Annotated in this window: 21 protein-coding genes; 9 read left to right on the top strand and 12 right to left on the bottom strand. The window is 57.6% G+C overall.

What is annotated here, in order from left to right; genetic code table 11:
- Positions 1–21: 21 nt before the first annotated feature.
- Positions 22–1,833, bottom strand: a complete 1,812-nt coding sequence (edd, locus tag HWQ14_RS13955; RefSeq protein ID WP_176610040.1) for a phosphogluconate dehydratase — start codon at positions 1,831–1,833, stop codon at positions 22–24.
- Positions 1,834–2,066: 233 nt separating this feature from the next.
- Positions 2,067–3,542: a glucose-6-phosphate dehydrogenase gene (gene zwf / locus HWQ14_RS13950; RefSeq protein WP_148418068.1), complete on the bottom strand. Its 1,476-nt coding sequence runs from the start codon at positions 3,540–3,542 to the stop codon at positions 2,067–2,069.
- Between the two features lie 358 nt (positions 3,543–3,900).
- Between zwf and HWQ14_RS13945 the strand changes: the two genes are divergently transcribed.
- Together HWQ14_RS13945 and pyk are read left to right on the top strand one after the other, a co-directional pair.
- On the top strand, positions 3,901–4,770 hold the full coding sequence (locus HWQ14_RS13945) for a MurR/RpiR family transcriptional regulator (protein ID WP_176611197.1): 870 nt from the start codon (positions 3,901–3,903) through the stop codon (positions 4,768–4,770).
- 114 nt (positions 4,771–4,884) lie between these two features.
- Positions 4,885–6,327, top strand: coding sequence for a pyruvate kinase (gene pyk, locus HWQ14_RS13940; protein WP_010432595.1), 1,443 nt, complete (start codon positions 4,885–4,887; stop codon positions 6,325–6,327).
- A 49-nt stretch (positions 6,328–6,376) separates the two neighbouring features.
- Here the strand turns inward: pyk and lpxM are convergent, their stop codons facing one another.
- The 3 genes from lpxM to znuA form a co-directional block, all read right to left on the bottom strand.
- Positions 6,377–7,348, bottom strand: coding sequence for a lauroyl-Kdo(2)-lipid IV(A) myristoyltransferase (lpxM, locus tag HWQ14_RS13935; RefSeq protein ID WP_148418069.1), 972 nt, complete (start codon positions 7,346–7,348; stop codon positions 6,377–6,379).
- 119 nt (positions 7,349–7,467) lie between these two features.
- Complete coding sequence (gene mepM, locus HWQ14_RS13930) at positions 7,468–8,787, bottom strand: murein DD-endopeptidase MepM (RefSeq protein ID WP_148418070.1); 1,320 nt, start codon at positions 8,785–8,787, stop codon at positions 7,468–7,470.
- A 15-nt stretch (positions 8,788–8,802) separates the two neighbouring features.
- Positions 8,803–9,747, bottom strand: a complete 945-nt coding sequence (gene znuA / locus HWQ14_RS13925) for a zinc ABC transporter substrate-binding protein ZnuA (protein WP_148418071.1) — start codon at positions 9,745–9,747, stop codon at positions 8,803–8,805.
- Positions 9,748–9,824: 77 nt separating this feature from the next.
- Here znuA and znuC point away from each other — a divergent pair, with 77 nt between their 5' ends.
- Positions 9,825–10,580, top strand: a complete 756-nt coding sequence (gene znuC, locus HWQ14_RS13920) for a zinc ABC transporter ATP-binding protein ZnuC (RefSeq protein ID WP_148418072.1) — start codon at positions 9,825–9,827, stop codon at positions 10,578–10,580.
- The gene (gene znuB, locus HWQ14_RS13915; protein ID WP_176610039.1) at positions 10,577–11,362 is read left to right on the top strand and encodes a zinc ABC transporter permease subunit ZnuB; all 786 of its coding nucleotides are present in this window, start codon (positions 10,577–10,579) and stop codon (positions 11,360–11,362) included. The genes znuC and znuB overlap by 4 nt, the downstream gene beginning before the upstream one ends.
- A 58-nt stretch (positions 11,363–11,420) precedes the next feature.
- Here the strand turns inward: znuB and ruvB are convergent, their stop codons facing one another.
- The 6 genes from ruvB to aspS all read right to left on the bottom strand — a co-directional run bounded on the left by ruvB (position 11,421) and on the right by aspS (position 16,677).
- Positions 11,421–12,431 carry a Holliday junction branch migration DNA helicase RuvB gene (gene ruvB / locus HWQ14_RS13910; RefSeq protein ID WP_003859753.1) on the bottom strand — a complete coding sequence of 337 codons (1,011 nt, stop codon included), beginning with the start codon at positions 12,429–12,431 and terminating at the stop codon, positions 11,421–11,423.
- Between the two features lie 8 nt (positions 12,432–12,439).
- The gene (gene ruvA, locus HWQ14_RS13905; RefSeq protein WP_148418075.1) at positions 12,440–13,054 is read right to left on the bottom strand and encodes a Holliday junction branch migration protein RuvA; all 615 of its coding nucleotides are present in this window, start codon (positions 13,052–13,054) and stop codon (positions 12,440–12,442) included.
- 81 nt (positions 13,055–13,135) lie between these two features.
- Entirely contained in the window at positions 13,136–13,657 is a 522-nt protein-coding gene (ruvC, locus tag HWQ14_RS13900) for a crossover junction endodeoxyribonuclease RuvC (protein ID WP_003859749.1), read from the bottom strand.
- Positions 13,658–13,691: 34 nt separating this feature from the next.
- Positions 13,692–14,432 carry a YebC/PmpR family DNA-binding transcriptional regulator gene (locus HWQ14_RS13895; protein ID WP_006176049.1) on the bottom strand — a complete coding sequence of 247 codons (741 nt, stop codon included), beginning with the start codon at positions 14,430–14,432 and terminating at the stop codon, positions 13,692–13,694.
- 27 nt (positions 14,433–14,459) lie between these two features.
- Positions 14,460–14,903 carry a dihydroneopterin triphosphate diphosphatase gene (nudB, locus tag HWQ14_RS13890; protein ID WP_176610038.1) on the bottom strand — a complete coding sequence of 148 codons (444 nt, stop codon included), beginning with the start codon at positions 14,901–14,903 and terminating at the stop codon, positions 14,460–14,462.
- Between the two features lies 1 nt (position 14,904).
- The gene (gene aspS / locus HWQ14_RS13885; protein WP_176610037.1) at positions 14,905–16,677 is read right to left on the bottom strand and encodes an aspartate--tRNA ligase; all 1,773 of its coding nucleotides are present in this window, start codon (positions 16,675–16,677) and stop codon (positions 14,905–14,907) included.
- Between the two features lie 264 nt (positions 16,678–16,941).
- On the opposite strand from aspS, the gene HWQ14_RS13880 reads away from it, so the two are divergent.
- From HWQ14_RS13880 to cmoB, 5 genes are read left to right on the top strand one after another with little or no spacing between them, the layout of a single operon-like run.
- Positions 16,942–17,508 (top strand): hydrolase, encoded by a 567-nt coding sequence (locus HWQ14_RS13880; RefSeq protein WP_148418078.1) that lies wholly within the window; start codon positions 16,942–16,944, stop codon positions 17,506–17,508.
- Positions 17,505–18,323, top strand: a complete 819-nt coding sequence (locus tag HWQ14_RS13875) for a DUF72 domain-containing protein (RefSeq protein WP_176610036.1) — start codon at positions 17,505–17,507, stop codon at positions 18,321–18,323. The genes HWQ14_RS13880 and HWQ14_RS13875 overlap by 4 nt, the downstream gene beginning before the upstream one ends.
- Before the next feature lie 51 nt (positions 18,324–18,374).
- Positions 18,375–18,770, top strand: coding sequence for an MAPEG family protein (locus tag HWQ14_RS13870; RefSeq protein ID WP_148418080.1), 396 nt, complete (start codon positions 18,375–18,377; stop codon positions 18,768–18,770).
- 40 nt (positions 18,771–18,810) lie between these two features.
- Positions 18,811–19,554, top strand: a complete 744-nt coding sequence (gene cmoA, locus HWQ14_RS13865; RefSeq protein ID WP_148418081.1) for a carboxy-S-adenosyl-L-methionine synthase CmoA — start codon at positions 18,811–18,813, stop codon at positions 19,552–19,554.
- Positions 19,551–20,522 carry a tRNA 5-methoxyuridine(34)/uridine 5-oxyacetic acid(34) synthase CmoB gene (gene cmoB, locus HWQ14_RS13860; RefSeq protein ID WP_176610035.1) on the top strand — a complete coding sequence of 324 codons (972 nt, stop codon included), beginning with the start codon at positions 19,551–19,553 and terminating at the stop codon, positions 20,520–20,522. The genes cmoA and cmoB overlap by 4 nt, the downstream gene beginning before the upstream one ends.
- 198 nt (positions 20,523–20,720) lie before the next feature.
- On the opposite strand, the gene cutC is transcribed toward cmoB, so the two are convergent.
- Complete coding sequence (gene cutC / locus HWQ14_RS13855) at positions 20,721–21,464, bottom strand: copper homeostasis protein CutC (protein WP_176610034.1); 744 nt, start codon at positions 21,462–21,464, stop codon at positions 20,721–20,723.
- Positions 21,465–21,521 lie beyond the last annotated feature (57 nt).

Genomic DNA, 21,521 nt, shown 5'->3' with positions numbered 1-21,521 from the left:
GATCGTTAAAATCAAGTCGTCTTAAAACGTAATACAGGTTGCGCCCTGCTCCGCGCCGGAGAGTTTCTCACGCAGCGCGCCAAACATTTCGCGTCCGGTACCCACGCGCGACGCGCTCAGGTCAGGAATGTGCGGCTGACGTGCCGCCAGCTCGGCCTCATCCACCAGCAGGGTTAACTCGCCTGTCTGACCGTTAACGCGGATCGTGTCACCATCGCGCACTTTCGCCAGCAAACCACCGTCGTAGGCTTCCGGAGTGACGTGGATAGCAGAAGGCACTTTACCGGACGCACCCGAGAGGCGTCCATCGGTCACCAGCGCAATTTTGAAACGGCGGTCCAATAATACACCAAGCGGCGGCATAAGTTTATGTAATTCTGGCATTCCGTTCGCTTTTGGCCCCTGATGGCGTACTACAACCACGCAGTCTTTATCAAGCAGCCCTGCTTCAAAGGCAGGTAAGACGTCATGCTGGCTTTCAAACACTACCGCCGGCGCCTCGATAACCTGGTTCTCTTCCGGCACGGCAGAGGTTTTCATCACCGCGCGGCCAAGGTTGCCGCTCAGCACCTTAGTGCCGCCGTGAGGAGAGAACGGCTGCTCGAAGGTTGCGATGACCTGCGGATCGAGAGAGTGGCTCGCCCCTTCGCGCCAGTCCAGCTCACCGTTGTTCAGCCACGGCTCCAGGGTATAGCGGTGCAGGCCAAAGCCCGCCACCGTGTTCACGTCCTCATGCAGCAGCCCGCCCTTCAGCAGCTCGCGCATCAGCACTGGCACCCCGCCTGCCGCCTGGAAGTGGTTGATGTCCGCCGGACCGTTCGGGTACAGGCGCGCCATCAGCGGCACCACGGACGAGATATCGGAGAAGTCATCCCAGTTGATCAGAATGCCCGCCGCGCGCGCCATCGCGACAAGGTGCATGGTGTGGTTGGTTGAGCCGCCGGTCGCCAGCAGGGCAACAATGCCGTTAACGATGACTTTTTCATCCACCATTTTGCCCATCGGCATCCACTCGTTACCGTTGCCGGTAAGACGCGTCACCTGACGGGCCGCGGCTTCGGTCAGCGCTTTACGCAGTGGCGCATCCGGCTGGATGAACGACGAGCCCGGAAGCTGCATCCCCATGAACTCCACCACCATCTGGTTGGTGTTAGCCGTACCGTAGAAGGTACAGGTGCCCGGCGCGTGGTAGGACGCGGCTTCCGCTTCCAGCAGCGCCTGACGATCCGCCTTCCCTTCAGCGTGCAGCTGGCGGATACGCACTTTTTCTTTATTCGGCAAACCGCTTGCCATCGGGCCTGACGGCACAAAAATCGCGGGCAGATGGCCAAACGACAGCGCGGCCATCACCAGGCCGGGGACGATTTTATCGCAGACGCCCAGATAGAGCGCGCCATCAAACATATTGTGAGACAGGCCAACCGCCGCCGACATGGCGATCACCTCGCGGCTCAGCAGCGACAGCTCCATGCCGTCCTGCCCCTGAGTCACGCCGTCGCACATGGCCGGCACGCCGCCCGCGACCTGCCCCACCGCGTTTACGCTGTGCAGCGCGTTGCGGATGATAGTCGGGTAGACCTCATACGGCTGGTGCGCAGAGAGCATGTCGTTGTAGGAGGTAATGATGGCGATATTGTTACGCAGCATGCTCTTCAGCGCGTCTTTATCACCGGGCTGGCAGGCCGCAAAGCCGTGGGCCAGATTGCCGCATGCCAGCTGCGATCGGTGAACCGTTTCGCTCTTCGCCTGTTCGATGCGGGCAAGGTAGGCTGAACGGGTCTCTTTCGAGCGCTCAATAATGCGCTGTGTTACGCGTAACAATGTCGGATTCATAAAAGCTCCTCTAATTTATCTGTCCGGGCTCGGGAGTTTACATAGTCTCTGGCGATGGTTAACAACGCTGAAACGCCTGGTATCCGGAGCACAGGGGCAAAATGTCTTCCGGAAGTGTAATAAAAAAAGCCCCGCGGGTGAATCCACGCGGAGCTTAAAAGATTAAAAATTGTGCCCGTTGCTGTGTTAGATCATGTTACCGGTAAAATAACACCTTCGGGCTAGAGGACGATTTACTCAAACTCGTTCCAGGAGCGGCCATCGCGGGTGATCATCGCAACGGAGGCGACAGGACCCCACGTTCCCGCCTGATACGGTTTTGGCGCGTCCTGATCGGCAGCCCAGGCTTCGGTAATTGAGTCGACCCACTTCCACGCCTCTTCCACCTCATCGCGACGAACGAACAGCGCCTGAATGCCGCGCATGGTTTCCAGCAGCAGACGCTCGTAAGCATCGGCCAGGTGCGTCTGGTTAAAGGTTTCGGAGTAGCTCAGATCCAGCTTGGTGGTTTGCAGGTTGTGCTTGTGATCGAGGCCCGGCACCTTGTTCAGGATCTGAATATCCACACCCTCGTCCGGCTGCAGACGGATGGTCAGCTTGTTCTGCGGCAGCTCCTGCCAGGACTCCTTAAACAGGTTCAGTTCCGGGTTTTTGAAGTAGACCACCACTTCGGAGCATTTCGCAGGCAGACGTTTACCGGTACGCAGGTAGAACGGAACGCCGGCCCAGCGCCAGTCGTCGATATCCACGCGGATCGCCACAAACGTTTCCGTGTTACTGGACTTATTCGCGCCCTCTTCTTCCAGGTAGCCCGGCACTTTTTTACCCTGAGCAAAGCCAGCGGTGTACTGGCCGCGCACGGTTTTCTCGCGCACGTTGGAGCGGTCAATGCGGCGCAGGGATTTCAGTACTTTTACCTTGGCGTCACGGATGCTGTCTGCCGTCAGATCCGACGGTGGAGACATGGCAATCATGCACAGGATTTGCAGCAGGTGGTTCTGGATCATGTCGCGCATCTGGCCTGCCTGGTCGAAGTAGCCCCAGCGGCCTTCGATGCCCACCTCTTCCGCCACGGTGATTTCCACGTGGTCGATAGTGCGGTTGTCCCAGTTATTCACGAACAGGGAGTTGGCAAAACGCAGCGCCAGCAGGTTCAGTACCGTCTCTTTCCCCAGGTAGTGGTCAATACGGTAGACCTGACACTCTTCGAAGTACTCGCCCACCTGGTCGTTAATTTCACGGGAGGTTGAAAGCGAGGTGCCCAGCGGTTTTTCCATCACGACGCGCGCCGGCTTGGCGTTCAGCTTCGCTTCGCCCAGGCCTTTGCAGATGGCGCCGAAGGTGCTTGGCGGCATCGCGAAATAGTTAATGGTGACGCGATTTTTCTGGTCCAGCATGTCGCCCAGACGGGTAAAGGCGCTGACGTCGTTCACGTCCAGGTTGCAGAAATCGAGGCGCCCGCTCAGCGTATCCCACAGGCTTTCATCAATTTTTTCCTTCATGAACGTTTCGAGCGCCTCGCGCACCACTTTGGTATAAGCTTCCTTATCCCAGTCGGCGCGCCCTACCCCCAGAATACGGGTGTCGGGATGGATCTGGCCCGCTTTTTCCAGCTGATACAGGGAAGGCAGCAATTTCCGGCGTGCAAGATCGCCTTTCGCGCCGAAAATGACCAGGTCACATGCCTGGGCTGTTTGCGTTACCGCCATGTCATTCTCCTCAGTTAGATCCCCTGGTACTCTGCCAGGTATCGTTGTAATTTTATTACAATGCACTGTACTGCTTTTACGAGTTTCCTGAAACCATTAGCGCTTAACGTCGCGTGCGATACGGCGATTTTTCGCCGGTCAGGCGCGTAAGCAGCGACCCAATGACGCAACAAACGTCGATTCTTTGCGCAACGCGGCCACAGTAAAACCCGACATCGATCAAGTAATGAAAAAAAACAACAACATTTCTTGTCGACGATTACCCTTTCGGGAATCCCGGGGGTAATATCGGCTACATCGACTCAGGATTTCATCTATTAATGAAATCGTTTCTGCCCCCACGAGCGTCTTGTTAACAATGAACATGCTGGAAAAAATCCAGTTTCAACTGGAACACCTTAGCAAATCCGAGCGCAAAGTGGCTGAAGTTATTCTTGCCGCTCCCGCTCAGGCGATTCATTCAAGCATCGCCGCTCTGGCTCAGGAATCGGGCGTCAGCGAACCGACGGTAAATCGATTCTGTCGTAGTCTGGACACCCGCGGCTTTCCTGATTTTAAACCGCATCTGGCCCAAAGTCTGGCAAACGGCACCCCGTATGTTAATCGCAATGTGGATGAAGACGACAGCGTTGATGCCTACACGGCGAAAATATTTGAATCGGCAATGGCCACCCTCGACCACGTTCGTCAGTCGCTTGAGATGAGTTCAGTTAACCGTGCGGTCGATCTGCTCACCCAGGCCAAGCGGATTGCCTTCTTTGGCCTCGGCTCGTCCGCTGCCGTGGCCCATGACGCGATGAACAAGTTCTTTCGCTTCAACGTGCCGGTGATTTACTCCGATGACATTGTGCTGCAACGCATGAGCTGTATGAACTGTAGCGAAGACGATGTGGTGGTTCTCATCTCGCACACCGGTCGCACCAAGAGCCAGGTAGAGCTGGCGCAGCTCGCGCGCGACAACGATGCGATGGTGATAGCCCTGACGACAGCAGGCACCCCGCTGGCGCGCGAAGCAACGCTCGCCATTACGCTGGACGTGCCGGAGGACACCGACATGTACATGCCGATGGTCTCCCGCCTGGCGCAGCTGACGGTCATCGACGTGCTGGCGACCGGTTTTACTTTACGCCGGGGCGCAAAATTCCGGGATAACTTGAAGCGGGTCAAGGAAGCCCTGAAAGAATCGCGTTTTGATAAAGAATTGCTTATAAAGAGCGATGTTCCCTAATAACTACGATGTACGATTTACGGCATTCGGTCCGCTCGCTACTGCCTTGCGATAGATGAAGATCGATTCAATGTTCACGCAACACCAAAGTTGTTTCAGTCAACGGAGTATTACATGTCCAGAAGGCTTCGCAGAACCAAGATCGTCACCACCTTAGGCCCGGCCACCGACCGCGATAATAACCTCGAAAAGATTATCGCCGCGGGTGCCAACGTGGTGCGTATGAACTTCTCTCACGGTACGCCAGAAGACCATAAGTTACGTGCCGACAAAGTCCGTGAAATCGCGGCAAAACTGGGCCGCCACGTTGCTATCCTCGGTGACCTCCAGGGTCCAAAAATTCGCGTATCGACCTTCAAAGAAGGCAAAGTCTTCCTCAACATCGGCGATAAATTCCTGCTGGATGCCAACCTGAGCAAAGGCGAAGGCGATAAAGAGAAAGTGGGTATCGACTATAAAGGCCTGCCTGCTGACGTTGTGCCAGGCGACATCCTGCTGCTGGACGATGGCCGCGTGCAGCTGAAAGTGCTGGAAGTTCAGGGCATGAAGGTATTCACCGAAGTGACCGTCGGCGGCCCGCTCTCCAACAACAAAGGCATTAACAAGCTCGGCGGTGGCCTGTCTGCCGAAGCGCTGACCGATAAAGACAAAGCGGATATCGTCACCGCAGCGCAGATTGGCGTGGATTACCTGGCCGTCTCCTTCCCGCGCTGCGGCGAAGATCTGAACTATGCCCGCCGCCTGGCGCGCGATGCAGGCTGCGATGCGAAAATCGTTGCCAAAGTTGAACGCGCTGAAGCCGTATGCGATCAGGACGCGATGGACGACGTAATCCTGGCGTCTGACGTGGTGATGGTTGCCCGTGGTGACCTTGGCGTGGAAATTGGCGACCCTGAGCTGGTCGGCATCCAGAAAGCGCTGATCCGTCGCGCGCGTCAGTTGAACCGTGCGGTGATCACCGCTACCCAGATGATGGAATCCATGATCACCAACCCGATGCCTACCCGTGCGGAAGTCATGGACGTGGCCAACGCCGTGCTGGACGGTACCGATGCGGTGATGCTGTCCGCAGAAACCGCTGCGGGCCAGTATCCGGCGGAAACCGTAGCCGCAATGGCGCGCGTCTGTCTGGGTGCAGAGAAGATCCCAAGCATTAACGTCTCCAAGCACCGCCTGGATATTCAGTTCGACAATGTGGAAGAAGCAATCGCGATGTCCGCGATGTATGCCGCCAACCACCTGAAAGGGGTTACGGCGATCATCACCATGACCGAATCCGGCCGCACCGCGCTGATGACGTCCCGTATCAGCTCCGGCCTGCCGATCTTCGCGATGTCCCGCCACGAGCGTACGCTGAACCTGACGGCGCTGTATCGCGGCGTTACGCCCGTGCATTTCGACAGCACCAACGACGGCGTGGCCGCGGCGCACGATGCGGTGAACCTGCTTCGCGACAAAGGCTACCTGGTGTCGGGTGACATCGTCATCGTGACGCAGGGCGACGTGATGAGCACCATCGGCTCAACCAATACCACCCGCGTACTGACCGTAGAGTAAGATCCGATCCCCTCTCCCCTAAGGGGGAGAGGGATAAGGTGAAGGTTTTCTATTTCTTCGGGAAAAGCTCTTTACGCTTGTACGGCTCCGTTTCACCCGGTTTACGTGTTTTAAGCAGCTTCAGGATCCACGTATACTGCTCCTTGTGCGGCCCCACCAGCAGCTCCACCTCTTCATTCATACGACGTGCAATGGTGCGATCGTCTGCGGTAAGCAGATCGTCCATCGGCGGACGTACCTCAATGCTCAGTCGATGCGTTTTACCGTCATAAACCGGGAACAGCGGGATCACCCGGGCGCGGCAGACCTTCATCAGGCGGCCAATCGCGGGCAGCGTTGCCTTATAGGTCGCGAAGAAATCGACAAATTCGCTGTGCTCCGGGCCGTGGTCCTGATCGGGCAGGTAGTAGCCCCAGTAGCCCTGACGTACAGACTGAATGAAGGGTTTGATCCCATCGTTACGGGCATGCAAGCGTCCGCCAAAGCGACGGCGCACGGTATTCCAGACGAAATCGTAGATTTTGTTACCCTGGTTATGGAACATCGCCGCCATCTTCTGCCCCTGCGAGGCCATTAGCATCGCCGGAATGTCGACGCCCCAGCCGTGCGGCACCAGGAAAATCACCTTCTCGTCGTTGCGACGCATTTCGTCAATGATTTCCAGCCCCTTCCAGTCAACGCGGCCGACGATCTTCTCAGGCCCCTTCAGCGCCAGCTCCGCCATCATCGCCATCGCCTGTGGCGCGGTGGTATACATAGCATCAATGATGGCCTCGCGTTCGGCGTCGCTTTTATCCGGGAAACAGTACAGCAGGTTAATTTGCGCACGGCGGCGCGCGCTTTTTCCCAGGCGGCCCGCAAGGCGTCCCACGGTGCCGAGCACCGGATCGCGGACCGAAGCAGGTAAAAGCGCCATGCCGGCAAACGCGTAAACGCCAAGCCAGGCGCCCCAGTTACGCGGGTGGCGAAAGGATTTTTCAAACTCGGGAATGTACTCAATATTGTTTTTTTTGGTTTCCATGCGGGTTCCAGGGTCTGGTGACGCAAAAAATTATGCAGATAGTGTAGCGAGGCAGCGCTCCTCGTACAAAAGAAAAAGCCGGCGCACACTGACGCCGGCTTTATTCACATACGGAAGGCTTAGTCGAAGCGCAGCTGCGGCATAACCTCTTTCACCTGCGCCAGATAATCTTTACGATCTTTGCCGGTCAGCCCTTCGGTGCGCGGCAGTTTCGCCGTGAGCGGGTTAACCGCCTGCTGGTTGATCCACACTTCATAGTGCAGGTGCGGACCGGTCGAACGACCGGTATTACCGGACAGCGCGATGCGGTCACCGCGCTTCACCTTCTGGCCCGGCTTGACCAGCAGCTTGCGCAGGTGCATATAGCGGGTGGTGTACGTGCGGCCGTGACGAATGGCAACGTAGTACCCGGCAGCGCCGCTGCGCTTAGCCATCACCACTTCACCATCCCCTACCGCCAGCACCGGCGTGCCCTGCGGCATTGCGAAGTCAACGCCACGGTGCGGCGCAACGCGTCCGGTGACCGGGTTCAGACGACGCGGGTTGAAGTTGGAGGAGACGCGGAACTGTTTAGCCGTCGGGAAACGCAGGAAGCCTTTTGCCAGACCGGTACCGCTGCGGTCATAGAACTTGCCGTCTTCCGCGCGGATCGCGTAGTAGTCTTTGCCATCGGAACGCAGACGCACGCCCACCAGCTGGCTCTGTTCACGCTTGCCGTCCAGCATTTCGCGAGACATCAGCACCGAGAAGCGATCGCCTTTCTTCAGCTTGCGGAAATCCATCTGCCACTGCATGGCTTTAATTACCGAGCTGATTTCAGCGCTGGTCAGGCCGGCGTCGCGGGCGCTGGAAACAAAGCTGCCGCCAACGGTTCCGCTCATCACGCTGTTAACCCAGTCGCCCTGCTGCATTTCGCTGGTCATTTTGAAACCGTTTGCGGTGCGATCGTAGGTGCGGGTTTCGCGACGGGACATTTCCCAGGTCAGGCGCTGCAGGTCGCCGTCAGGGGTTAAGGTCCAGGAAAGCTGCTGACCGATTTTCAGGTTACGCAGCTCTTTGTCAGATGCAGCAAGCTGGCTGATGTTGCCCATGTCGATACCGTACTGGTTCAGAACGCTGCTGAGCGTATCGCCAGTAGAAACAACATATTCATGGATGCCGGCTTCGTTCTGGATTTTGTCGTCCAGCTCGTCCTGGGGAATGGCTTCATCTTCCTGAGCAGCCTGGTCGATAGGCTCGCTGGCCTCAGGCAGCAGAGAGCGAATTTCGCTCTTTTCCAGTTCGATGGTTTTGATGATAGGGGCAGAACTCGGGTGGTAAACATAGGGTCGCCATACGGCGACCGCTAATGTGAGAACGGTAAGTGACCCCAGCATAACGCGGTGGGGTCGAGGCAGATTGTTAAATGCCAGGGCGACAGAGCGGGCTATCTGTTGCACGTATTCACTTCCTCGTTAATCTCCTTTCAGGCAGCTCGCATACTGATTCGCCAGTTGGCTGAGGAACTGCGAATAGCTCGCTTTGCTCAACTGGATGTTCGTACCTAGCGGGTCAAGGGTTCCCATGCGCACGGATGTTCCCCTGGCCACGGCTTCTACGACCGCTGGCCTGAACTGTGGCTCAGCAAAAACGCACGTCGCTTTTTGCTCAACCAGCTGTGTTCTGATTTCATGTAAACGCTGCGCACCAGGCTGAATTTCGGGGTTGACGGTAAAGTGTCCCAGCGGGGTCAGACCGTAATGTTTCTCGTAATAGCCGTAAGCATCATGAAAAACGAAATACCCTTTTCCTTTAAGCGGTGCGAGCTCGTTACCCACCTGTTTGTCGGTTGCGGCTAGCTGAGCCTCAAAATCCTTCAGGTTGGCGTCGAGTTGGACTCGACTTTGCGGCATAAGTTCCACTAATTTGTCGTGGATTGCAACCGCTGAAAGCCGCGCTATCTCTGGGGAAAGCCAGAGATGCATGTTGTACTCACCGTGATGGTGATGGTCGTCACCTTTTTCGTCGTGAGCATGCCCGTGGTCGTGTTCGTCACCGTCGTCATCGGCCCCTTTCATGAGCAGCGGTTTTACCCCGGACAACCCGGCAATGGCGACCTGTTTATTTGCCGGGACCTTACTGGCCGACTTTTGCATGAAGGCTTCCATCTCTGGACCAATCCAGACGACTAAGTCCGCGTTCTGTAAGCGTTTTACATCCGACGGGCGCAGGGAGTAATCATGCTCCGAGGCGCCGTCAGGCAGCAGCACCTGCGTTTCCGTTACCCCATCTGCGATGGCAGCGGCGATAAAGCCAAGCGGTTTAAGCGAAGCGACAACGGCAGCGTTAACATCTTGTGCGGTTGTCCCCCAAAGTGCAGCGGATAAAGCTGCGAAAAGAAGCGTATTTTTCTGTAACATAATGCGACTAATCATCGTAATGAATGCGTGGAATGTGATATTATAACATTCGATAACTTCTGCAAGCTTAAATTGACATGACGACTTTAGTTTCTCTTGAAAATGTTTCGGTCTCGTTCGGCCAGCGCCGCGTCCTTTCTGACGTGTCGCTGAATCTGAAGCCCGGCAAAATACTGACGCTGCTCGGCCCTAACGGGGCGGGTAAATCAACGCTGGTGCGCGTCGTGTTAGGTCTGGTTGCGCCTGATGAAGGGGTAATTGTCCGCGAAGATAAATTGCGTATCGGCTATGTGCCGCAAAAGCTGCATCTCGACGCCACGCTGCCGCTGACGGTAAGCCGCTTCCTGCGCCTGCGTCCCGGCACCCGTAAAGCGGATATCCTTCCGGCACTGAAGCGCGTTCAGGCGGGCCATCTCGTCGATGCCCCTTTGCAAAAACTCTCGGGGGGTGAAACCCAGCGCGTCCTGCTTGCCCGCGCCCTGCTCAGCAGCCCTCAGCTGCTGGTGCTGGACGAACCCACCCAGGGTGTTGACGTTAACGGTCAGGTGGCGCTGTACGATTTGATCGACCAGCTGCGCCGGGAGCTTAACTGTGCGGTGCTGATGGTTTCCCATGACCTGCACCTGGTGATGGCCAAAACCGACGAAGTGCTGTGCCTGAACCATCACATTTGCTGTTCCGGCACGCCGGAAGTGGTTTCTATGCATCCGGAATTTATCTCCATGTTTGGCCATCGCGGCGCCGAACAGCTGGGCATCTATCGCCATAATCACAATCACCGCCATGATTTACAGGGACGAATTGTCCTGCGTCGGGGAAATGGACACTCATGATTGAACTGTTACTGCCCGGCTGGCTGGCCGGGATTATGCTCGCGTGCGCCGCAGGCCCGCTCGGGTCGTTTGTGGTATGGCGCAGAATGTCCTACTTTGGCGATACGCTGGCCCACGCCTCGCTGCTGGGCGTCGCGTTTGGACTGCTGCTGGACGTGAATCCGTTTTATGCCGTCATTGTCGTCACGCTCCTGCTGGCCGGCGGCCTGGTCTGGCTGGAGAAGCGTCCTCACCTCGCCATCGATACCCTGCTCGGCATTATGGCGCACAGCGCCCTGTCGCTGGGGCTGGTGGTGGTGAGCCTGATGGCCAACATCCGCGTTGACCTGATGGCCTATCTGTTCGGCGATCTGCTGGCCGTCACGCCAGAGGATCTGATGTCGATAGCCATCGGCGTGGTGGTGGTGCTGGGAATTCTGCTGTGGCAGTGGCGAAACCTGCTGGCGATGACCGTCAGCCCGGATCTGGCCTTTGTCGACGGCGTGAAGCTTCAGCGCGTGAAGCTCCTGCTGATGCTGGTCACGGGGTTAACCATCGGCGTGGCGATGAAGTTTGTCGGCGCGCTAATCATTACGTCGCTGCTGATTATCCCTGCCGCCACGGCGCGTCGTTTTGCCCGTACGCCGGAACAGATGGCGGGGATTGCGGTGATTATCGGGATGATTGCGGTGACGGGGGGGTTAACCTTCTCGGCGTTTTACGACACGCCCGCGGGGCCGTCGGTGGTCCTCTGCGCGGCGGTGTTGTTCATTTTCAGCATGATGAAGAAGACGGCAAGCTGACCTCGAGGGCGCTGATGCCCTCACCCTGCCCCTCTCCTACGGGAGAGGGAACAGAACGCTACGGCATTGCCGGTGGCGTAATCCCGAAGTGATTCCACGCCCGCACCGTCGCCATACGCCCACGCGGCGTACGCTGCAGGAAGCCCTGCTGGATCAGATAGGGCTCCAGCACATCTTCAATTGTCTCACGCTCTTCGCCAATCGCCGCCGCGAGGTTATCCAGCCCCACCGGCCCGCCAAAGAACTTGTCCAGCACCGCCAGCAGCAGCTTACGGTCCATATAGTCAAAGCCTTCAGCATCCACGTTCAGCATATCCAGCGCCTGGGCGGCAATTTCGGCCGAGATGGTTCCATCGTGCTTCACCTCGGCAAAGTCACGTACGCGGCGCAGCAGACGGTTGGCGATACGCGGGGTACCGCGGGAACGCTTCGCCACTTCAAACGCCCCCTCTTCGCTCATATCCAGCCCCATGTAGCGCGCGCTGCGGCCCACAATGTGCTGAAGATCGGGCACCTGATAAAACTCCAGGCGCTGCACGATACCAAAACGGTCGCGCAGCGGAGAGGTCAGCGATCCGGCGCGCGTCGTGGCGCCAATCAGGGTAAACGGCGGCAGATCGATTTTAATGGAGCGCGCGGCCGGCCCTTCTCCAATCATGATATCCAGCTGGTAATCTTCCATCGCCGGATAGAGCACTTCCTCCACCACCGGCGACAGGCGGTGAATTTCATCGATGAACAGCACGTCGTGCGGCTCGAGGTTGGTCAGCATCGCCGCCAGATCCCCTGCTTTCTCAAGCACCGGGCCGGAAGTGGTGCGCAGATTTACGCCCATTTCGTTGGCGACGATATTCGCGAGGGTTGTTTTACCTAACCCCGGCGGGCCGAAAATCAGCAGGTGATCGAGCGCATCGCCGCGCAGCTTTGCCGCCTGGATGAAAATTTCCATCTGAGAGCGTACCTGCGGCTGGCCGATGTACTCATCCAGCAGCTTCGGGCGGATCGCCCGATCCACCACGTCATCTGGCTGAATGGTGCCTGCCGATACCAGGCGGTCTGCTTCAATCATCCTTTACCTCACAATGCAGCGCGCAGCGCTTCACGAATCAGGGTTTCACTGCTGGCATCCGGTTTAGCGATTTTGCTCACCATCCGGCTGGCCTCCTGAGGTTTATAGCCCAGCGCCACCAGCGCGGCAACCGCTTCCTGCTCGGCATCGTCATCCGACGCCGGGGCGCCTGGAGAAGTCAGCACCAGGTCGGCGGCCGGGGTGAACAGATCGCCATGCAGCCCCTTAAAGCGGTCTTTCATCTCGACGATCAGGCGCTCGGCGGTTTTCTTGCCGATGCCCGGGAGCTTAATCAGCGCCGCGGGATCTTCACGCTCAACGGCATTCACAAACTGCGGGGCCGACATGCCGGATAAAATCGCCAGCGCCAGCTTCGGCCCGACGCCGTTGGTTTTAATCAGCTCGCGGAACAGGGTGCGTTCCTGTTTGTTGTTGAAGCCGTACAGCAGCTGAGCATCTTCACGCACCACAAACTGGGTAAAGACGGTAGCCTCTTTGCCCGCGTCCGGCAGCTCGTAGAAGCAGGTCATCGGCATATGGACTTCATAGCCCACGCCGCCCACTTCCAGCAGCACTAACGGGGGTTGTTTTTCAATGATGATGCCTCTGAGTCTGCCTATCACGTGACGCTCCTGCGTTCTAAGAAATTTTTGATTTGCGACATAATAAAAAAAGGCTGGATAAACATCCAGCCTGATTTCTGATTATCGTAACCTGCCTCGCGCCAGATTGAGCCGCGACTCGCTCATCTGCATCGCGTTCTGGCTGACGTGGCAGTGGGTAATCGCAATTGCCAGCGCGTCGGCGGCATCGGCCTGCGGGTTCGCGGGGAGCTTCAGCAGGGTACGCACCATGTGCTGGACCTGACTTTTCTCCGCGCTGCCAATCCCTACCACCGTCTGCTTAACCTGACGAGCCGCGTACTCGAACACGGGCAGATCCTGATTTACGGCGGCAACAATCGCCACGCCGCGAGCCTGGCCGAGCTTTAACGCCGAGTCCGCGTTTTTCGCCATAAAGACCTGCTCGATGGCGAAATAGTCGGGCTGAAACTGCGTGATAATCTCCGACACGCCCGCATAAATGAGTTTCAGACGTGACGGCAAATCGTCCACTTTGGTGCGAATACAGCCGCTGCCGAGATAGGTTAGCTGGCGTCCCACCTGACGAATAACGCCATAACCGGTGACGCGTGAGCCGGGGTCAATCCCGAGGATAATCGACATCACGCGTCTCCTTTAACGGATTTAAACGCTCTCATCAGAGAGTCGCTGCAACCTCATCAGAGATTTCACCGTTGTGATACACTTCCTGCACGTCGTCGCAGTCTTCGAGCATGTCGATCAGACGCAGCAGCTTCGGTGCGGTTTCCGCATCCATATCCGCTTTGGTGGACGGGATCATGGACACTTCAGCGTTATCCGCCTTCAGGCCAGCCGCTTCCAGCGCATCGCGCACGGCACCCATCTCTTCCCACGCGGTATAAACGTCGATAGCGCCGTCGTCGTAGGTCACCACGTCTTCCGCGCCCGCTTCCAGCGCCGCTTCCATGATGACGTCTTCGTCGCCTTTCTCGAAGGAGATGACGCCTTTTTTGCTGAACAGGTAGGCAACGGAACCGTCGGTGCCCAGGTTACCGCCGGTTTTGGTGAACGCGTGGCGCACTTCCGCAACGGTACGGTTGCGGTTGTCTGACAGGCATTCAACCATGACCGCCGTACCGCCAGGGCCGTAACCTTCATAAATGATGGTTTCCATATTCGCGTCTTCATCACCGCCCACGCCGCGCGCGATTGCACGGTTAAGGGTGTCGCGCGTCATGTTGTTGGACAGAGCTTTATCAACCGCCGCACGCAGGCGCGGGTTAGAGGCCGGATCGCCGCCGCCCAGACGCGCCGCTGTTACCAGCTCACGAATGATTTTGGTAAAGATTTTACCGCGTTTGGCATCCTGCGCCGCTTTACGGTGTTTGGTGTTGGCCCACTTACTATGACCTGCCATAAAAAGTTCTCCAAAAATCGCGCCTTCTCAGGCAGCGTTAATTACAAATTCTTCAATCGCCTGCCGGTTGCTCCATGACTTGGTCAGTGCGGCGGCATCCGCCGCATCCACCCAGCGGTAGGTCAGATGTTCAGTGAACACGATCTCCCGCTCATGGGGAAGCGCAAGGCAGAACCACGATTCCGTATTGCGCTTAATTCCCGGCGCGTAGCGATGACGTAAATGGCTAAAAATTTCAAACTCCACCGTGCGCTGACAGTCCTTCAGGGTCAGTTGCTCGCGAGCAACGTCAATGGTGACCTCTTCCTTTACTTCGCGCGCGGCGGCCTGCGGCGCGGTCTCCCCGTCCTCCAGGCTGCCGGTAACCGACTGCCAGAAATCAGGATCGTCGCGCCGCTGCAACATCAGCACCCGCTTCGTATCTTCTGCATAAATGACCACCAGAACCGAAACGGGACGCTTATATGCCATATCAGTTTTTCTCTTCCTTCTTCACCACCTCAATGCCCAGCTCGGCCAGCGCGGCCGGGTTGGCAAAGCTTGGCGCTTCGGTCATCAGACACGCCGCTGCGGTGGTTTTCGGGAAGGCGATAACGTCACGGATGTTATCGGTGCCGGTCAGCAGCATGGTCAGACGGTCAAGACCGAAGGCCAGACCCGCGTGCGGAGGCGTACCGTACTTCAGCGCGTCCAGCAGGAAGCCAAACTTCTCGCGCTGCTCCTGCTCGTTAATGCCCAGAATACCGAACACGGTCTGCTGCATTTCACCGCTGTGAATACGCACGGAACCACCGCCCACTTCGTAGCCGTTGATAACCATATCGTAGGCATTAGCCACTGCATCTTCCGGTGCCGCTTTCAGCTCCGCCGCCGTCATGTCTTTTGGCGAGGTGAACGGGTGGTGCATCGCGGTCAGGCCGCCTTCACCGTCGTCTTCAAACATCGGGAAGTCGATAACCCACAGCGGTGCCCATTTGCTTTCGTCGGTCAGGTTCAGGTCTTTGCCAAGTTTCAGACGCAGCGCGCCCATCGCATCGGCAACAATTTTCCTGTTGTCTGCGCCGAAGAAGATCATGTCGCCGTCCTGCGCGCCGGTGCGCTCAAGGATCGCTTCCACGATGTCCGCGTTCAGGAACTTCGCCACCGGGCTGGTAATGCCTTCCAGACCTTTTGCACGCTCGGTTACTTTAATATAGGCCAGACCTTTCGCGCCGTAGATCTTGATGAAGCTGCCGTAGTCGTCAATCTGCTTACGGCTAAGCGCTGCGCCACCCGGTACGCGGAGGGCTGCCACGCGGCCTTTCGGATCGTTAGCCGGGCCTGCAAACACCGCGAACTCAACGGCTTTCACCAGATCGGCCACGTCCACCAGCTCCATCGGGTTACGCAGGTCCGGTTTGTCGGAGCCGTAGCGACGCTCGGCTTCGGCGAAGGTCATGATAGGGAAATCGCCCAGCTCAACGCCCTTCACGTCGTTCCACAGGCTACGCACCAGCGCTTCCATCACTTCACGCACCTGCTCGGCGGTCATGAAGGAGGTTTCCACGTCGATCTGGGTAAATTCTGGCTGACGGTCAGCGCGCAGATCTTCGTCGCGGAAGCATTTAACGATCTGATAGTAGCGGTCGAAGCCGGACATCATCAGCAGCTGTTTGAACAGCTGTGGTGACTGCGGCAGCGCGTAGAATTTGCCTTTATGAACGCGGGATGGCACCAGGTAGTCGCGCGCGCCTTCCGGCGTGGCTTTGGTCAGCATCGGGGTTTCGATATCGAGGAAACCGTGGTCATCCATAAAGCGGCGCACCAGGCTGGTGATTTTCGCACGGGTTTTCAGGCGCTGAGCCATCTCCGGACGACGCAGATCCAGGTAACGGTATTTCAGACGCGCTTCTTCAGTGTTGACGTGGTTGGAGTCCAGCGGCAGCGCTTCCGCGCGGTTGATGATCGTCAGATCGGACGCCAGCACTTCAATTGCACCGGTCGCCATCTCGGCGTTGATGTTTTTCTCGTCACGCGCGCGTACCGTGCCCGTAACCTGAATGCAGAACTCATTACGCAGCTCAGAAGCCAGCTTCAGCGCATCAGCGCGATCCGGATCGAAGAACACCTGAACGATACCTTCGCGGTCACGCATATCAATAAAGATAAGGCTACCAAGATCGCGACGACGATTGACCCAACCACACAGGGTGACCTGCTGCCCGACGTGGGACTGACGCAGCTGCCCGCAATATTCTGTACGCATGAGATATCCCTTAATTAGCCGCAGGCTGATTGTCGCCTGTCTCGCAGGCTACGATGTCGCAGCTTTCTGTATGTCACAACTGGATGAAAAAAGGCGGCTATTATACTGGAAATTCTGCCGCACGATAAGAGCGAAGCACGGCCTGACGCGCGTTTGCTGTACTCTTATTGTCTATTCTCACAAAAATTAACAAAATTATCCGACCGATAACAGGCCATCACGTCGTAAGGTGTAGCGGAAGCGATTAATTTGACTGGAGTTAGTATGTTGACACTTGATGCCACCAAAACCGCCCTCGTGGTGATTGATTTACAGGAAGGGATCCTGCCTTTTGCCGGTGGCCCGCACGCCGCTGACGACGTGGTAAGCCGCGCAGCGCGTCTGGCGGAAAAATGCCGCGCCGGCGGTTCGCCTGTGGTCATGGTGCGCGTCGGCTGGTCCGCTGATTTCGCCGAAGCGTTAAAACAGCCGGTGGACGCCCAGGCACCCGCACACGCGCTGCCGGACAACTGGTGGACCTGGCCGGTGTCGCTCGGCAAACGCGACAGCGACATTGAAGTCACGAAACGCCAGTGGGGCGCCTTCTACGGCACCGACCTGGAGCTACAGCTGCGCCGTCGCGGGATCGACACCATCATTCTGTGCGGCATTTCCACCAACATTGGGGTGGAGTCTACCGCCCGCAACGCGTGGGAGCTGGGCTTTAACCTGGTGATCGCCGAAGATGCGTGCAGCGCGGCCTCGGCCGAGCAGCATCAGGGCAGCATGACCCATATCTTCCCGCGTATCGGCCGCGTGCGCAGCACGGATGAGATCCTGAGCGCGCTATGATGTACGTGGGCCTGCCCCAGTGGTCGCACCCGAAATGGGTGCGCCTGGGTATAACCAGCCTGGAACAGTATGCCCGACACTTTAACTGCGTGGAGGGCAATACCACGCTGTACGCCCTGCCCCGCGCAGAGATCGTCGAGCGCTGGCGCGAGCAAACCACCGACGACTTCCGCTTTTGCTTCAAATTTCCGGCCACCATTTCGCACAATGCGGCGCTGCGCAACTGCGATGATTTAACCCACGAGTTCTTCACCCGGATGTCGCCCCTGGCAAACCGTATTGGCCAGTACTGGCTCCAGCTTCCCGCCACGTTCGGCCCGCGCGATTTGCCCGCCCTCTGGCAGTTTCTCGACGCCCTGCCACGCGATTTCACCTACGGCGTGGAGGTGAGGCATCCAGATTTCTTTGCCAAAGGCGACGCGGAGAAAGCGCTGAATCGCGGCCTGCACGAGCGGTCAGTCAACCGCGTTATTCTCGACAGCCGGCCCGTGCACGGCGCGATCCCGCACAGCGAGGCCATTATTGACGCCCAGCGCAAGAAGCCTAAAGTGCCCGTCCACGCGATCGTGACGGCGAAAAATCCGATGGTCCGGTTTATCGGCAGCGATAATATGCAGCAAAATCAGGAGATGTTCGCCGTCTGGCTGCAAACGTTAGCGAAATGGGAACCAACCACCACCCCCTATCTCTTTTTGCACACGCCGGATATCGCCCAGGCGCCTGAACTGGTCGATGCTCTCTGGCAGGCCTTGCAGCAGGCGGTTCCGTCGGTCGGACCCGCGCCCTCCATCCCACAACAATCTTCTCTTTTCTGAAATCACCCCCTATCATAGAGACGTGCCATCTGCCAAAAACAGGGAGTTAGTATGGTCAGCGCGCTGTATGCGGTGTTAGGTGCATTACTGCTGATTAAATTTTCATTTGATGTTGTGCGCCTGAGAATGCAGTACCGCGTCTCCTACGGTGACGGTGGTTTTTCTGAACTGCAAAGCGCAATCCGGATCCACGGCAACGCGGTTGAGTACATTCCCGTCGCGTTAATTTTACTGCTGTTAATGGAGATGGATGGCGCAGAAACCTGGATGGTGCACGTCTGCGGGCTGCTGCTGATTGCCGGTCGCCTGATGCATTATTATGGTTTTCACCATCGCCTGATCCGCTGGCGTCGTTCCGGCATGAGCGCGACCTGGTGTTCGCTTTTGCTGATGGTGCTGGCTAACCTTTGGTATATGCCGTGGGAGTTGGTTTTCTCCTTCCGTTAGCGCACAATATGCCCCTTTATTTTTCCCGGATTTTTACGTTATGTCAGATCGCGACACGCTTTTTTCCGCGCCTATCGCCAGCCTGGGCGACTGGACCTTTGATGAACGGGTAGCCGAAGTCTTCCCGGATATGATCCAGCGCTCTGTTCCTGGTTATTCCAACATCATCTCCATGATCGGCATGCTGGCGGAGCGATTCGTTCAACCCGGCACGCAGGTCTATGATCTGGGCTGTTCGCTCGGTGCGGCAACGCTGTCCATTCGTCGTAACGTTCATCATGAAGGCTGTAAGATCGTGGCTGTCGATAACTCTCCGGCCATGGTTGAACGCTGCCGTCGCCACATCGACGCCTATAAAGCCCCTACCCCTGTAGAGGTTATTGAGGGCGATATTCGCGATATCGACATCCAGAATGCCTCGATGGTCGTGCTGAACTTTACCCTTCAGTTCCTGGTGCCGGAAGACCGCCAGCTGTTGCTGGATAAAATTTATCAGGGGCTGAATCCGGGCGGCGCGCTGGTGCTGTCCGAGAAATTCAGCTTTGAAGACGCCAGCGTGGGCGAACTGCTGTTCAACATGCACCATGATTTCAAGCGTGCGAACGGCTACAGCGAGCTGGAGATCAGCCAGAAGCGCAGCATGCTGGAAAACGTGATGCTGACGGACTCTGTGGAAACGCACAAGGCGCGCCTGCGTAAAGCCGGATTTGAACACAGCGAGCTGTGGTTCCAGTGCTTTAACTTTGGCTCGCTGGTGGCGCTGAAGGCCGGAGACGCAGCATGATCGAGTTCGGTAATTTCTATCAGCTGATTGCCAAAAATCACCTCTCCCACTGGCTGGAAACCCTGCCTGCGCAAATTGCCGCCTGGCAGCGCGATCAGCAGCATGGTCTGTTAAAGCAGTGGTCAAATGCCGTGGAGTTTCTGCCGGAACTGACGCCGCATCGTCTGGACCTGCTGCACAGCGTGACGGCGGAAAGCGAGGAGCCGCTGCCGGCCGGGCAGCTCAACCGCATTGAAACGCTGATGCGTAACCTGATGCCGTGGCGCAAAGGGCCGTTTTCCCTGTACGGCGTGAACATCAACACCGAGTGGCGTTCGGACTGGAAATGGGATCGCGTTCTGCCGCATCTGTCCGACCTGACCGGGCGCACGATCCTGGACGTGGGCTGCGGTAGCGGCTATCACATGTGGCGCATGATCGGCGCAGGCGCGCATCTGGCGGTCGGTATCGATCCGATGCAGCTGTTCCTGTGCCAGTTTGAAGCGGTACGTAAGCTGCTGGGTAACGACCAGCGCGCGCATCTGTTACCGCTGGGCATTGAGCAGCTACCGGCGCTGAAGGCGTTTGATACGGTGTTCTCCATGGGCGTACTGTATCACCGCCGTTCCCCGCTGGAGCATCTGTGGCAGCTGAAAGATCAGCTGGTCAGCGGCGGCGAGCTGGTGCTGGAAACGCTGGTGATCGAAGGCGACGAACACGCGGTTCTGGTGCCGGGCGATCGCTACGCGCAGATGCGCAACGTCTACTTTATCCCTTCCGCGCTGGCGCTGAAGAACTGGCTTGAGAAGTGTGGGTTCGTGGACGTGCGCATTGCCGACGTCAGCGTGACCTCTCTCGAGGAGCAGCGCCGTACCGACTGGATGATTACCGAATCGCTGGAGCAGTTCCTCGATCCAGCCGATCGCAGCAAAACCGTTGAAGGCTACCCGGCCCCGATGCGCGCGGTGCTGATTGCGACGAAGCCGTAGTATTTATCCCCTCACCCCGGCCCTCTCCCCAAAGGGGCGAGGGTGAAAAGACCGCACCGTGCAGTCCCCTCTCCCCTGTGGGGAGAGGGTTAGGGTGAGGGGCAAGAATAAAAAAAGGCCCCTGTGTAATTGGCAGGGGCCTGGTACAAGCAAGCATCATATTGGGCGACATGATGCGCGGTAAAAATCGGTACGTTGCTACACGTGATGACGTTCAATCAGCGATTTCATTACCGCAACCGACTCTCCATCCACACCGTAGCGCGAGTACTCATCCGCTTCAGCATCCGTCGACATTGACAACCCTGTATTGCGATAGCGCATGGGTGAAGGTATCCATTTCCCCGCCGAGCTGTGCAGCTCTTCCACCCCTGCGTTTAAAAACAGTTCCAGATTGCTGGCGCGTACTCCTGCGCCCGCCATGATTATTGGAACACCGGAATGTGCTTTTAGTTCCGTAATTAATTGCAGTCCTTTTTCAGCAGAGGGCTGCTGGCCCGACGTCAGCACGCGCGCCACGCCCAGTTCCGCCAGCGTATCAAAGGCTTGCAATGGATCTTTACACATATCAAACGCACGATGAAAAGTGACCGCCATCCCCTGCGCGGCCTGCATAACCTGACCCATGCGCGGTAGATCGATATTACCCTCTTCATCCAGTATGCCGGTTACCAGACCCGGGAACCCCGCATCACGGACGAAGGCGATATCCTCCAGCATGGCGCTGAACTCCCCCGCCGTGTAGCAAAAATCTCCGCCGCGCGGGCGAATAATCGGGTGCACCGGAATGGTGACGGCCTGTCGTGCCGCGCTCAGCACGCCATAGGACGGGGTTAATCCCCCCTCTTTCGGTGCAGCGCACAGCTCAATGCGATCGGCCCCGTGCCGCTGCGCGGTGACGGCACACTCCACGCTGTAACAGCAAATTTCCAGCAGCGCCATGTCATTCTCCTTACGTTTCACTCAACGGACCATCATGGCACGTTGCTCGCATCAGGT

The organism is Enterobacter cloacae (assembly GCF_013375935.1).
GTDB lineage: Bacteria > Pseudomonadota > Gammaproteobacteria > Enterobacterales > Enterobacteriaceae > Enterobacter > Enterobacter pasteurii.
Note: the sequence above shows the minus strand (reverse complement) of the source record. Positions and strands in the feature narration are given on the sequence as shown.

Coding starts and splice junctions, on each gene's coding strand:
- edd (WP_176610040.1), bottom strand. CDS start 1,833: ATGAATCCGACATTGTTACGCGTAACACAGCGCATTATTGAGCGCTCG.
- zwf (WP_148418068.1), bottom strand. CDS start 3,542: ATGGCGGTAACGCAAACAGCCCAGGCATGTGACCTGGTCATTTTCGGC.
- HWQ14_RS13945 (WP_176611197.1), top strand. CDS start 3,901: ATGAACATGCTGGAAAAAATCCAGTTTCAACTGGAACACCTTAGCAAA.
- pyk (WP_010432595.1), top strand. CDS start 4,885: ATGTCCAGAAGGCTTCGCAGAACCAAGATCGTCACCACCTTAGGCCCG.
- lpxM (WP_148418069.1), bottom strand. CDS start 7,348: ATGGAAACCAAAAAAAACAATATTGAGTACATTCCCGAGTTTGAAAAA.
- znuA (WP_148418071.1), bottom strand. CDS start 9,747: ATGTTACAGAAAAATACGCTTCTTTTCGCAGCTTTATCCGCTGCACTT.
- znuC (WP_148418072.1), top strand. CDS start 9,825: ATGACGACTTTAGTTTCTCTTGAAAATGTTTCGGTCTCGTTCGGCCAG.
- znuB (WP_176610039.1), top strand. CDS start 10,577: ATGATTGAACTGTTACTGCCCGGCTGGCTGGCCGGGATTATGCTCGCG.
- ruvB (WP_003859753.1), bottom strand. CDS start 12,431: ATGATTGAAGCAGACCGCCTGGTATCGGCAGGCACCATTCAGCCAGAT.
- ruvC (WP_003859749.1), bottom strand. CDS start 13,657: ATGTCGATTATCCTCGGGATTGACCCCGGCTCACGCGTCACCGGTTAT.
- HWQ14_RS13895 (WP_006176049.1), bottom strand. CDS start 14,432: ATGGCAGGTCATAGTAAGTGGGCCAACACCAAACACCGTAAAGCGGCG.
- nudB (WP_176610038.1), bottom strand. CDS start 14,903: ATGGCATATAAGCGTCCCGTTTCGGTTCTGGTGGTCATTTATGCAGAA.
- aspS (WP_176610037.1), bottom strand. CDS start 16,677: ATGCGTACAGAATATTGCGGGCAGCTGCGTCAGTCCCACGTCGGGCAG.
- HWQ14_RS13880 (WP_148418078.1), top strand. CDS start 16,942: ATGTTGACACTTGATGCCACCAAAACCGCCCTCGTGGTGATTGATTTA.
- HWQ14_RS13875 (WP_176610036.1), top strand. CDS start 17,505: ATGATGTACGTGGGCCTGCCCCAGTGGTCGCACCCGAAATGGGTGCGC.
- HWQ14_RS13870 (WP_148418080.1), top strand. CDS start 18,375: ATGGTCAGCGCGCTGTATGCGGTGTTAGGTGCATTACTGCTGATTAAA.
- cmoA (WP_148418081.1), top strand. CDS start 18,811: ATGTCAGATCGCGACACGCTTTTTTCCGCGCCTATCGCCAGCCTGGGC.
- cmoB (WP_176610035.1), top strand. CDS start 19,551: ATGATCGAGTTCGGTAATTTCTATCAGCTGATTGCCAAAAATCACCTC.
- cutC (WP_176610034.1), bottom strand. CDS start 21,464: ATGGCGCTGCTGGAAATTTGCTGTTACAGCGTGGAGTGTGCCGTCACC.